This window comes from Enterobacter cloacae complex sp. CARB60 (genome assembly GCF_036487345.1).
GTDB lineage: Bacteria > Pseudomonadota > Gammaproteobacteria > Enterobacterales > Enterobacteriaceae > Enterobacter > Enterobacter asburiae_D.
Window position 1 is genome coordinate 4,215,239 of record NZ_JAZKLC010000002.1, and the last position, 12,111, is coordinate 4,227,349.

The 12,111-nt window shown below is 55.9% G+C and carries 12 protein-coding genes and 1 pseudogene; 5 read left to right on the top strand and 8 right to left on the bottom strand.

Annotated elements, in window-relative coordinates:
* Positions 1-44: 44 nt before the first annotated feature.
* The 6 genes from V4835_RS21285 to ulaA are packed head-to-tail and all read right to left on the bottom strand — an operon-like array spanning position 45 to position 4,452.
* Positions 45-731, bottom strand: a complete 687-nt coding sequence (locus V4835_RS21285) for an L-ribulose-5-phosphate 4-epimerase (RefSeq protein ID WP_159515379.1) — start codon at positions 729-731, stop codon at positions 45-47.
* Complete coding sequence (locus tag V4835_RS21290) at positions 724-1,584, bottom strand: L-ribulose-5-phosphate 3-epimerase (protein WP_331413625.1); 861 nt, start codon at positions 1,582-1,584, stop codon at positions 724-726. The genes V4835_RS21285 and V4835_RS21290 overlap by 8 nt, the downstream gene beginning before the upstream one ends.
* A gap of 9 nt (positions 1,585-1,593) precedes the next feature.
* Positions 1,594-2,244: a 3-keto-L-gulonate-6-phosphate decarboxylase UlaD gene (ulaD, locus tag V4835_RS21295; RefSeq protein WP_063144079.1), complete on the bottom strand. Its 651-nt coding sequence runs from the start codon at positions 2,242-2,244 to the stop codon at positions 1,594-1,596.
* Positions 2,245-2,256: 12 nt separating this feature from the next.
* Positions 2,257-2,724: a PTS ascorbate transporter subunit IIA gene (ulaC, locus tag V4835_RS21300; protein WP_023334264.1), complete on the bottom strand. Its 468-nt coding sequence runs from the start codon at positions 2,722-2,724 to the stop codon at positions 2,257-2,259.
* 9 nt (positions 2,725-2,733) lie between these two features.
* The gene (gene ulaB, locus V4835_RS21305; protein ID WP_003856022.1) at positions 2,734-3,039 is read right to left on the bottom strand and encodes a PTS ascorbate transporter subunit IIB; all 306 of its coding nucleotides are present in this window, start codon (positions 3,037-3,039) and stop codon (positions 2,734-2,736) included.
* A 12-nt stretch (positions 3,040-3,051) separates the two neighbouring features.
* The gene (gene ulaA, locus V4835_RS21310; protein WP_059354757.1) at positions 3,052-4,452 is read right to left on the bottom strand and encodes a PTS ascorbate transporter subunit IIC; all 1,401 of its coding nucleotides are present in this window, start codon (positions 4,450-4,452) and stop codon (positions 3,052-3,054) included.
* Positions 4,453-4,811: 359 nt separating this feature from the next.
* Here ulaA and ulaG point away from each other — a divergent pair, with 359 nt between their 5' ends.
* Positions 4,812-5,876, top strand: a complete 1,065-nt coding sequence (ulaG, locus tag V4835_RS21315; RefSeq protein WP_010427455.1) for an L-ascorbate 6-phosphate lactonase — start codon at positions 4,812-4,814, stop codon at positions 5,874-5,876.
* Positions 5,877-5,986: 110 nt separating this feature from the next.
* Positions 5,987-6,742 carry an HTH-type transcriptional regulator UlaR gene (gene ulaR / locus V4835_RS21320; RefSeq protein ID WP_252043993.1) on the top strand — a complete coding sequence of 252 codons (756 nt, stop codon included), beginning with the start codon at positions 5,987-5,989 and terminating at the stop codon, positions 6,740-6,742.
* Here ulaR and yjfP read toward each other — a convergent pair.
* Positions 6,739-7,461 (bottom strand): esterase, encoded by a 723-nt coding sequence (yjfP, locus tag V4835_RS21325; RefSeq protein WP_331413627.1) that lies wholly within the window; start codon positions 7,459-7,461, stop codon positions 6,739-6,741. The two genes, ulaR and yjfP, sit on opposite strands and share 4 nt — an antisense overlap.
* A gap of 137 nt (positions 7,462-7,598) precedes the next feature.
* Between yjfP and bsmA the strand changes: the two genes are divergently transcribed.
* The 3 genes from bsmA to V4835_RS21340 all read left to right on the top strand — a co-directional run bounded on the left by bsmA (position 7,599) and on the right by V4835_RS21340 (position 10,456).
* Positions 7,599-7,928 carry a biofilm peroxide resistance protein BsmA gene (bsmA, locus tag V4835_RS21330; RefSeq protein WP_331413629.1) on the top strand — a complete coding sequence of 110 codons (330 nt, stop codon included), beginning with the start codon at positions 7,599-7,601 and terminating at the stop codon, positions 7,926-7,928.
* A 148-nt stretch (positions 7,929-8,076) separates the two neighbouring features.
* Positions 8,077-8,352 (top strand): DUF1471 family protease activator YjfN, encoded by a 276-nt coding sequence (gene yjfN, locus V4835_RS21335; RefSeq protein ID WP_154816129.1) that lies wholly within the window; start codon positions 8,077-8,079, stop codon positions 8,350-8,352.
* 172 nt (positions 8,353-8,524) lie between these two features.
* Positions 8,525-10,456: a methyl-accepting chemotaxis protein gene (locus V4835_RS21340; RefSeq protein ID WP_331413630.1), complete on the top strand. Its 1,932-nt coding sequence runs from the start codon at positions 8,525-8,527 to the stop codon at positions 10,454-10,456.
* Here V4835_RS21340 and V4835_RS21345 read toward each other — a convergent pair.
* A pseudogene (locus V4835_RS21345) lies at positions 10,453-12,074 on the bottom strand (isovaleryl-CoA dehydrogenase). The gene V4835_RS21340 and the pseudogene V4835_RS21345 overlap by 4 nt on opposite strands.
* Positions 12,075-12,111: the final 37 nt, after the last annotated feature.

The following is a 12,111-nucleotide window of genomic DNA, read 5'->3' on the forward strand; positions in this document are numbered from 1 at the left end:
ATACCACCGGTTACAACTGTTTTTCGGTATTCCGGAGCACTTATTCACTTCTGCCCGTAGTAGGCATTCGGGCCGTGCTTGCGCATGAAATGCTTGTTCATCAGGTAGTCATCAATGCCCTGAAGCTGTGGGTTGATGCCGCGGGCAATCCACGCCATGCGCGCCACTTCCTCCATGACGACCGCATTATGGACGGCGTCGTGGGCATCTTTTCCCCAGGAGAACGGACCGTGCTGATAGACCACAATACCCGGCGTATGCAGCGGTTCGCTTTCACCCAACGTTTCGATGATGACCTTACCGGTGTTGAGCTCGTATTCGCCTTCCACTTCAGCCTGCGTTAATGCGCGCGTGCAGGGAATGTCGCCAAAGAAGTAGTCCGCGTGGGTCGTGCCCAGCGCCGGGATGGGCAGCCCCGCCTGTGCCCAGGCCGTCGCGTGCGTGGAGTGGGTATGCACCACGCCGCCAAGCGACGGATAACGCCGGTACAGCGCCAGATGGGTTGCGGTATCTGAAGAGGGACGCCATTTTCCCTCCACGACGTTTCCGTCGAGATCCACCACCACCATATCCTCTGCTTTCATGGTGTCATACGCCACGCCGCTCGGCTTAATCACGATCAGCCCCTGCTCGCGGTCGATCGCGCTCACGTTGCCCCAGGTGAACGTGACCAGACCATAGCGCGGCAGATCCATGTTGGCTTCAAAGACCTGCTGTTTAAGCTTAAGCATATTCAGCCTCCAGCAACCCTGCCCGCGCCATACGTTCGCGCACCCAGTCCCGCGCCTTCGCCACTTCCGCAGCCGGATCGTCCGACGTCTCGCTCCACATCTCAATCAGGTAAGGCCCGCAATAACCTGTCTGTTTGAGCGTTTCGAAGCACCGTTCGAAATCCACCACCCCGGTGCCGAACGGAACATTTTTGAATACGCCTGGACGGGTATCTTTGACGTGCACCGCCACGATATGACCGACGCCCGCCTGCAGCTCCATCTGTACGTCGTTATCCCATGCCGACAGGTTGCCGATATCGGGATAAAGCTGGAACCACGGGTTATTGAGATAGTGCGCGTAGCCCAGCGCCTTACTGATGGAGTTCATCAACGGATAGTCCATGATCTCCATCGCCAGCGTGACCTGCGCGCGGCTTGCCATCTCAACGCTCTCTTTCAGGCCGTCACGGAAACGACGGCGCGTTTCATCGTTGGCTTCCTGATAGTAAACGTCATAACCTGCCAGCTGGATCACGCGGATACCGACATCCTGCGCAAAGCGGATGGCTTTACGCATGATCTCCAGCCCCTGCGCGCGTACGGCATCATCTTCGCTGCCGAGCGGAAAACGACGGTGGGCGCTCAGACACATGGACGGCACGCGCACGCCCGTTTCAGCAATGGCGCTCACCAGTGCGAGCCGCTGTTCACGGCTCCAGTCGAGGCGAGAGAGACGCTCGTCCGTCTCATCCACGGACATTTCGACAAAATCGAAACCCAGCTGTTTTGCCAGCTGTAACCGCTCCAGCCAGCACTCCCCCGCAGGGAGTGCCTTTTCATAGATGCCAAGCGGAACCTGTTTTGACAACATACCCGCTCCTTAGCCCCAAAGCTGAGCGATTGAGCGTTTGAACTGACGCGCCGCTTCCACCGGAGACGCCGCATCACGGATGCTACGACCGGCAATAAAGACGTGAATCGGGATACCCTGGAACAGCGGCAGATCTTCCAGCGCCAGCCCGCCGGTGACGGTCACTTTGAAGCCCATATCCGCCAGACGTTTAATCGCGCTGATATCCGCGTCGCCCCACGCCACGCCTGCGGCCTGCGCATCACGGCTACGGTGGTAAACCACCTGCTGAATGCCTGCATCGCGCCATTCTTGCGCCTGTTCCCAGGTCCAGAAGCCGGTCAGCTCAATCTGTACGTCGCCGTTAAACTCTTTTGCCACGTCCAGCGCGCCTTTGGCGGTGTTGATATCCGCACAGCAGATCACGGTGACCCAGTCAGCATTCGCTTCGAAGCACATGCGGGAGAGGATTTTGCCTGCGTCGGCGATCTTGGCGTCCGCCAGCACGATTTTATGCGGATAGAGCGCCTTCAGGTCGCGAACGGCGCGAACGCCCTCACCCACGCACAGAATGGTACCCACTTCGATGATGTCCACTTCTTCCGCGATCAGGCGGGTGGTTTCGTAAGCGTGGGACAGAGTTTGGTTATCCAGCGCAACCTGCAACATTGGTAATGACATGTTCAATTCCTCTTAGACTGCCGCCGCATTGGCGTTATCAATTAAATCCAGCACTTCCTGCTCGGTACGGCAGGCGCGTAAACGGTCGAAATTGGCTTCGTCATCAAACAGATTGACGATCTGCATGATGCCCACCTCCTGGTGGGTATTGGCATCCACGGCAGCCATGGTGATCAGGATGTCGACCGGGTCGTTATCTTCGTGGTTGAACACCAGCGGCGTTTTTAGCGTCACCAGCGCGAAGCCGGTTTTCTTCACGCCCTCTTCAGGGCGCCCGTGCGGCATTGCCAGCCCTGGCGCTATCACAAAGTACGGGCCGTGCTGCGCCACGCCATCAAGAATGGCCTGGTAGTAACGCGGCTCGACAACGTCAGCCTTAACCAGCAGATCCACGCTCAGCTTCACCGCTTCCTGCCAGGTGCTGGCCTCAGCCTGTAAAAGGATGGAGTTATTCTCTGCCAGCGAATCACGTAGTTTCATGTGGCGTCCTTACTTCACGTCTTGTGGGAAGTGCTCTTTGATCACTTCCAGCAGTTTTGGTCCGAAATCCGCAGGCGACAGCATGTTGCGCACGCCTACCACATATTTATTGCCTGACACGCTAATTTCGCCGGCGATATGGGTAGAGGCGATGATGATGTCCGCGCCGTTCAGTTCACTTTTGTATTCACCCACCGCGCAGCTGTTCACCGTGTGGTCGATGTTTGACTGGGTTAAAAACTGGTCCACTTTCATCTTCATGATCATGGAGCTGCCTTGCCCATTGCCACACACAGCCAGGATACGTACGGTCATAATCGAAACTCCTTAATGAGCAGACACTTCTGCTGTTTGTTTTTCCGCATCTTCTTCAGCTCGCAGCGAACGGCCAGCGAAGAACATATAAGCCAGAGCAATCAGGATGATGACGGCCATAAAGACCAGCCCGACGGAGGCAAAGCCCTGCATCATCGGCGGTGCCAGAATTGACCAGTCCGCCATGCCCATCCAGGCACTCATACCGGTGAGCTTGACCGCCCACACGCAACCGAAGATTTCAACCATGCCCATCACCAGGCAGATCTTGAGCGCTGCGCGCCAGCCGCCGAAGTGGTTAGCAAACACGCCGATGGTGGCGTTGGAGAAGAACATCGGGATAAAGCCAGGAATAATCAGGATTGAGGAGCCGCAGCCGACCAGGATGCCCACCGCAATCAGCTGACCGATGGTGCCCCACATAAAGCCCCAGACCACCGCGTTTGGCGCGAAGCTGTAGATAGCGGCACAGTCAATTGCCAGCACCGCACCAGGGATCAGGCGCTGTGAGATACCGTTGAAGGCTTCCGACAGTTCGGCGACGAACATGCGCACGCCCTGAGTAATGATGAAAATAGCCACTGCGAAGGAGAAGCCGGTTTGCAGGATATAGACCGTCCAGTGGGTTTTACCCGCCATCGCCTGTACAACGTCAATGCCGAAGGAGAGCAAAATGGCGCCGAAGAAGATGGTCATGACAATCGCCGTTGAAACGATGTTGTCGTGGAAGATATTCAGCCAGCCCGGCAGCTTGAGGTCTTCAACGCTCTCTTCTTTTTTGCCCAGGTACGGCGCAACTTTATAGGCAATCCAGGAGGCGAACTGCTGCTGGTGACCGATGGAGAAGCCGCAGCCGTCAGTCACTTCCTGGGTTGGCTTGTACATCATGTTGGAAGTGATACCCCAGTAGAGCGAAACCAGCACCGCGGTGCAGATAATCGTGGTCCACATTGGGTAACCGAAGATATAGAGAGAAACCGCGATCAGCCCCGCCTGCTGGAACATGATATGTCCCGTCAGCATGATGGTGCGAATGCCGGTAATACGGCGCAAAAGAACGTAAATGATGTTCAGCGCCAGGGCGAGCAGAACCGCATAACCCACCCAGCTATAGGCATCACCCATGCGGTCGATGGTGGCCATCATTGATGCGTAGGTGTCAGAGATCGCGCCGTTGATGCCATACACCTCAGACATTTTGGCGACGACTGGCTTGAAGGTGCTGGTCAGAATGCCTGACCCCGCCTGCAACAGCATGAAACCGATAATGGTTTTGATGGTGCCTTTAATAATCACACTGACGCTTTTGCGCAGCAGGATATAGCCCAGGCACGTCACGATACCCAGCAGCAGCGGGGCGTTGGTCATTACCTGATTAAAGAACACGGTAAAGACGTTGTAGAGGATCTCCATAACTCTCTCCAGAAATGAGAACACGAGGGGTAATCCCTGTGTGGTTGGTGCCACCACTCTATTAATCACAAATAATCACCACAAGATTGCATTTGATTATTTGTGACGTATCACGCAAATTATTTCCATGGTGTTAGTAATGATTTTCACTACCGTCAATAAAAAATGAATTAATCTTTATAATTCATGCAATTAATGATTAATACGAGATAGTTTAACAAGGTGCTCGATGATAGTCCGTGATGTCGAACAGATAAAATTACTCATTTTTGCCATTGCAAAGCACATCAAATGGTGTCAGCATTAATCACAACAAATCACCATGTGATTACTTTTGATTAAAACCAGGAGTCAAAACGATGAGTAAAGTGAACACCATCACCCGTGAGTCATGGATTCTGAGCACCTTCCCAGAGTGGGGCAGCTGGCTGAATGAAGAGATCGAGCAGGAACAGGTTGCTCCTGGCACGTTTGCAATGTGGTGGCTGGGCTGTACCGGTATCTGGCTGAAATCAGAGGGTGGCGCCAATATCTGCGTCGATTTCTGGTGCGGCACCGGCAAGCAGAGCCACGGCAACCCGCTGATGAAAAAAGGCCATCAGATGCAGCGCATGGCGGGCGTAGAAAAACTGCAGCCAAACCTGCGTACCACACCGTTTGTGCTTGATCCGTTTGCCATTCGCCAGATCGACGCCGTCCTTTCTACTCACGATCACAACGATCATATCGACGTGAACGTGGCGGCAGCGGTAATGCAAAACTGCGCGGACGACGTGCCGTTTATCGGGCCACAGACCTGCGTGGATCTCTGGATTGGCTGGGGCGTGCCGAAAGAGCGCTGCATCGTGATGAAGCCTGGCGACGTCGTGAAAATCAAAGATATTGAAATCCATGCGCTGGATGCCTTTGACCGTACCGCATTGATTACCCTGCCAGCCGACCAGAAAGCCGCAGGCGTACTGCCGGACGGTATGGATGAGCGTGCGGTCAACTATCTGTTTAAAACCCCTGGCGGCTCCCTGTACCACAGCGGCGACTCTCACTACTCCAACTATTACGCGAAGCACGGCAACGAGCACCAGATTGACGTGGCGCTGGGCTCCTACGGCGAGAACCCGCGCGGCATTACCGACAAAATGACCAGCGCCGATATGCTGCGTATGGCGGAAGCGCTGAACACCAAAGTAGTCATTCCGTTCCACCACGATATCTGGTCAAACTTCCAGGCCGATCCGCAGGAAATCCGCGTGCTGTGGGAAATGAAAAAAGACCGCCTGAAGTACGGCTTCAAGCCGTTCATCTGGCAGGTCGGCGGCAAATTCACCTGGCCACTGGACAAAGATAATCTGGAATATCACTACCCACGTGGTTTCGATGATTGCTTCACCATTGAGCCAGACCTGCCGTTCAAATCCTTCCTCTGATTGTGCAGCCAAATCGCCAGACGTGATGTCTGGCGATGCCATATTTCTTTTAGTAATTTCACGCTATTTCAAATATCATCTTTTCAAATCAATTCTTATCGGAATAGCTCATGACGGAAGCGCAACGGCATCAAATTCTCCTGGAACTCCTGGCGCAAACCGGGTTTATCACCGTCGAGAAAGTGATCGAACGTTTAGGGATCTCCCCGGCAACGGCACGGCGAGACATTAACAAGCTGGATGAAAGCGGCAAGCTGAAAAAGGTCCGCAACGGCGCGGAAGCCATCAGCCAGCAGCGCCCCCGCTGGACGCCGATGAATATTCATCAGGCGCAAAATCATGATGAAAAAGTACGGATCGCCAGAGCCGCGTCGCAGCTGGTGAATCCCGGCGAGAGCGTGGTCATCAACTGCGGCTCCACGGCGTTTTTGCTGGGTCGTGAAATGTGCGGTAAGCCGGTGCAAATCATCACCAACTACTTACCGCTCGCCAACTATCTCATCGATCAGGAGCATGAGAGCGTGGTGATCATGGGCGGGCAGTACAACAAAAGCCAGTCCATCACCCTTAGCCCTCAGGACAGCGAGAACAGTCTCTATGCCGGACACTGGATGTTCACCAGCGGCAAAGGCCTGACGGCGGATGGCCTGTATAAAACCGATATGCTGACCGCGATGGCGGAGCAAAACATGCTTAACGTTGTGGGCAAGCTCGTTGTGCTGGTCGACAGTAGCAAAGTGGGCGAGCGCGCAGGGATGTTATTCAGCCGTGCCGAACAGATCGACATGGTGATCACCGGTAAAAATGCCAACCCTGAGATCCTCCAGAAGCTGGAAGATCTGGGGGTGAAAGTCCTGCGCGTCTAAAGATGCTGGCGGAAAAACGCCACCGTGGCGTCCAGCGCCGTTGGCGTGATGCGGTGGCGGACGCCCGGTTCCCACAGGCAGGTCAGATTACCGTCCAGACCTTCATTCATTAACGCCTGCTGCAGACGGAAGGTTCCCTCGGGCGGGACCACATCATCCGCGTCACCGTGCCACAGCAGCAGCGGGCGTTCGGCCACGCGCGGCAATGCCCGGGTCACTTCCCACTCTTCCAGCGCCGCGGTCATTTCCGTTAAATCCTGAGGGGGAAAAAGCGTCCTCGCCAGCGAAGTAAAGTAGCCCGAGCCCATAAGACAGGCGACAGACTTCACTTCAGGATGATGCGTCATAATCCCCAGCGCCGTCATACCGCCCATCGATGCCCCGGCGACAGCCAGACGATTGTCGGCCACCAGCCCTGCCTTATACAGTGCATCGCGCAGCCCGGCAAACTCGGTCAGACTCCCGTGCAGAATCTGCCAGAACTGCCCCAGCCGCGCCTGTTCATTGCCCTTAAAGCGTGCGCCGTGGTCTGGTGCATCTGGCATCACCACGCGAAACCCCGCCTGCGCCAGCGCTACCGCAAAATAACTGTAAACCAGCTTCGATGAGGTAAACCCGTGATAAAAAACCACAACAGGCAGCGGTTTATCACGTTTACCCGCTGGCATCGCGTGTAAAATTTCATGGTCGCCGAGGTGGCGTATTTCAATTTCAATCATTGTCGACCCTGTGCGAATGTATGATTCATAATGTTGAGAACTGGGTTACGCTTTCACGTCATTTTCATTCGAAATATACGTCCCAGATAACACTTCGGGAACATTCCCCCAAAACTAAATTCACAGACAACTACACTATGGCTATCAGGAAACGAGATATGGTTATGCGCAGGTTTGCTGCTTTATTGCTGGTGTTTCTGCTGGGTGGCTGTAGCGCGCTGCAGGGAACGCCGCAACCCGCTCCACCGGTCGCCGATCATCCACAGGAGATTCGTCGTAATCAGACGGAAGGATTACAACGAATGGGCACCATCTCCGCGCTGGTTCGCGGCTCTCCGGATGACGCAGAATCGGCAATAAAAGCACAAGCCGTCGCCGCCAAAGCAGATTATTACGTCATCATTATGATCGACGAAACCATCATAACGGGACAGTGGTATTCACAGGCCATTTTGTACCGGAAATAATGGTTTTCCTTTGAACGAGATTTACACTGCTTTGCGTCCATAGACATTTTCCTGTCCACAATAAACTCCATGCCCGCGTCAATGGAAGGGAGTTTATTCGCGAAGGATTGCCCGGCGGATACCGGATATATGTGAAATGGAGCTGACGATGAAACGAACACTTGCTTTGACCTCACTGTTGCTCTCAGCAGGCCTGGTGAGCACCACCGCGCAGTCAGCAGAATTCGCCAGTGCTGATTGTGTGACTGGCCTGAATGAAATTGGCCAGATCTCCGTGAACAATATCTCGGGGAGTCCGCAGGACGTTGAACGTGTCGTGGCATTAAAGGCCGATGAGCAGGGTGCTTCATGGTATCGCATCATCCAGATGCAGGAAGATAACCATATCGACCACTGGCGGGTACAGGCCATTCTTTACGCGTAATCTCCCTCCTGATAAAAGCCACTTATTTTTAGTGGCTTTTCGTTTTTGCAAATTTTTTATCTTATATAAAACCAATAAATAACAACAAAATAACATTTTGTTACATTAATTCAGTAAACGTAATCCCCGCTCTGCCGTTGAAGAACCATACCTTTTCAATGATGAGCAATTTATGATCAACGTTTTTCGCCGCGCAGGCCTGGGTGCGAAGCTGTCACTGCTTACGGGCGTCAGTGTCGCCACGCTGTTTCTGCTTTTCACTTTTCTGCTCAGCCAAAAAGCCAGCCAGCAGCTTGAAGCCCTTGCGGTAGAAGATCTGCATAATCAGTCCACCGGCATGGTCGACATGGTGCAGATGTTTAACACCAGCCTGAGTGAAGAGGTTGAGAGCTATACCCGTCTGTTCACCACCTTTTTACCGCAGCCCCTGAACATTGATACTTCCCAACCCCAGACGATTAACGGGCTCAGCGTTCCGCTTCTGAAAGGTGGCGAAACCGGGCTGCATGAAAATAACCCCCTGTCAGACGAGTTCCTGAACCGTACGGGAGCCATTTCGACGCTGTTTGTACGCAGCGGTAACGACTTTGTTCGCGTAGCCACTTCCCTGCGCAAAGAGAACGGCGAGCGCGCGATGGGTACCGTTCTGGATAACGCCAGCCCCGCCTTTGCCGCCGTCAACAAAGGTGAAGTCTACCGCGGCCTGGCGCTGCTGTTTGGCAAACGCTACATCACCCAGTACCAGCCCGTGAAAAACGCCGAAGGACAGGTCATAGCGATCGTCTTTGTCGGGGTGGACATCACCCACTCCTGGAACGTGATGCGCGAGAAAATCCTCAACCGCCGCCTGGGCGAAAGCGGTCACTTCTTTGTGCTGGATCGCAGCAACGGCAAAACGCGCGGGCAATACCTGTTCCACGCCAGCGAAGAGGGAAAACTGCCGAAATGGGACGGCGCGACGCAACAACAGCTTCTGAGTGATAAACCCGGCACGCTGGAGCGCGTAAGCGACGACGGTCGCACGCTGAAAATGGCCTATACCCCGCTGCCGGGCTGGAACTGGACTATCGTGGGCGAAGTGGATAAATCGGTGCTGCTCTCAAGCGTCACCGCCATGCGCGATCGTTTCCTGCTGGCCGGCGTGGTCTTATCCATCCTTTTTGCTGGCCTGTTCGTGATCCTGATTCGCCGCGTGCTGACCCGACCGCTGCGCAATGTGATCCACCTTGCCCGGCAATACGCCGCAGGGGATCTCCGTTCCAGCCTGCCCGTGACGCGCCAGGATGAAGTCGGCCAGCTGATCGATGCTATCAACGGCATCGGCGGCGGCCTGCAAAAAATTGTGCTGCAGGTCCGTGAAGCCGCAGGCGAGATCCATTCAGGCACCAACGCGCTGGCCTCAGACACCGGCGAGATTTCAGAGCAGATCAACAAGCAGGCCAGCAGCGTGGAAGAGACGTCCGCCAGCATGGAGCAGCTGGCCGCCACCGTGCAGCAAAATGCCGCCAACATGGAGCAAACGCAGCAGCTGGTGGGTGAAACCTCGCTCGCGGTTCATCAGGGCGGTGAGACGGTCACCCACGCGGTGTCGACCATGGACGACATTCGCGAAGCGTCAAAACGCATCGAAGACATCACGCGCGTGATCGAGTCCATTGCTTTCCAGACCAATATTCTGGCGCTGAATGCGGCAGTGGAAGCGGCTCGCGCAGGCGAGCACGGAAAAGGATTTGCGGTAGTCGCGCAGGAAGTTCGCGCGCTGGCGGGACGCAGCGCTAACGCGGTGAAGGAGATTGAACAGCTGATTGGCGATACGCTCAGAAAAGTGAGTGAGGGCCATGCGCTCTCCGAACAGACGCGCCTGGCGATGGATGACATCATCATTCATATCGATAACATCAGCCAGCTGGTCACCGAGATTAACCATGCCTCACGCGAGCAGTCCGCCGGGATCGGCCAGGTGAACCTCGCCATGACCCATATTGGCGAAGCGTCGCATATTAATGCCGATCGCATCTCACGCAGCGAGCAAACGGCTCAAACGCTGCGCGAGAAGGGTTCACACCTGACTCAGCTGGTGAGTCTGTTCCAGCTAAAAGGCTAGCCGACTCTGCCCGTGGCGCGCAGCAGCAGGTCACTTTGCACCTGCTCGCTCATCAGCGTACCGCCACGGGTGTCCAGCATCATGCGGCACCACGCCTGCGCCACCGGGGGCGACGCGTGCCGCAGCATCTGGCTCCCGGTACCGAGCAAGAAAAGCTGCTGCGCGATCTCCCGTCCCTGCGCCTCCTGCGGTTTACGCAGTTTTTGCTGAAGCTGTCGCCAGCTGCGGTCGAAGTGTCTATCCTGCCCTTTTACCTGCGCAAACTCGTCGGCAAGCAGATCGTGAATACCGGGCTGCTTCGCCAGCACGCGCAGAACGTCCAGGCACATGATATTCCCCGATCCTTCCCAGATGCTGTTGACCGGCATCTCGCGATACAGGCGGGGGAGTTCGCTCTCTTCGCAATATCCGATCCCACCCAGCACCTCCATCGCCTCCGCGACAAACGGGATGCCCGTTTTGCACACGCTAAATTTCGCCGCCGGGGTAAACAGCCGCGCCCAGGCGGCCTCTTGCGGATCGGCACGCTTGTCCCACGCCCGGGCCAGACGGAACAGCAGCGCCGTGTGCCCCTCCAGAACCAGCGCCATCCGGCTTAGCACTTCGCGCATTAGCGGCTGATCGATGAGATTTTTGCCGAAGGTTTGACGCTGATGCGCATGATAAAGCGCCACGGACAGCGCCCGACGCATGAGTCCGTGGCTGCCCAGCGCGCAGTCGAAGCGCGTCAGACCGCCCATTTTAAGGATTTGTCGAACGCCTTCACCTTCTTCTCCCAGCAGCCAGCCGGAGGCATCAAGAAACTCAGCCTCGCTGCTGGCGTTGGAGCGGTTCCCGAGCTTGTCCTTGAGGCGCTCGAGCCTGACGGCGTTGCGCTGTCCGTCAGGCAAAAAGCGCGGCACAAAAAAGCAGGATAGCCCGCCTTTCGCCTGGGCCAGCACCAGATGCGCATCGCTTTGTGGGACGGAGAAAAACCATTTGTGCCCCACCAGGCGGTAGCTGCCGTCGCTGCATTTTCCGCTTTGGTGGTGTTGCTGAGCACGTCCGAGCCGCCCTGCTTTTCCGTCATCCCCATGCCGATCAGCAGGCCGCGCTTTTGCGCGCCGGGGGCCAGATGCGGATCGTAGCGATCGCTGAGCAGCGGCGTTAGCCAGTCGTGAAATATTTTGGGGAGCGCCTGTTGTAGCAGCGGTGTAGCTGCAAACGTCATGGTGACAGGGCAAAGCGTGCCCGCCTCTACCTGAGCATGAAGCACAAAGCGTGCCGCCCGAGCGACAAACGACCCTTTACGCGCCTCCTCTTCCCACGCCAGGTTATGCACGCGGTTGGCACAAAGCCCCTGCATCAGCAGGTGCCACGCAGGGTGAAAGCGGACGTCGTCCAGCCGCTCCCCGGAGGCGTCATAGCGGAGTAGCTCCGGTGGATTAACGTTTGCCAGCCTGCCCAGCTCCAGCGACTCCGCCGTACCCAGCTGCTGACCGATGCTGGCGAGGAGTTCGATATCCCACTCAGCCCCTTCACGCGCGACCGCATCGCGCAGGGCGCAGTCCGAGAGGAAAAGGTTGCTGTTGGAAAGCGGTGCAGGTTGATTGAAAACGGTATGGGTCTGCCAGTGCATGCTGTCTCCCTCCTTCAGTGGCAATGACGATAAGTAT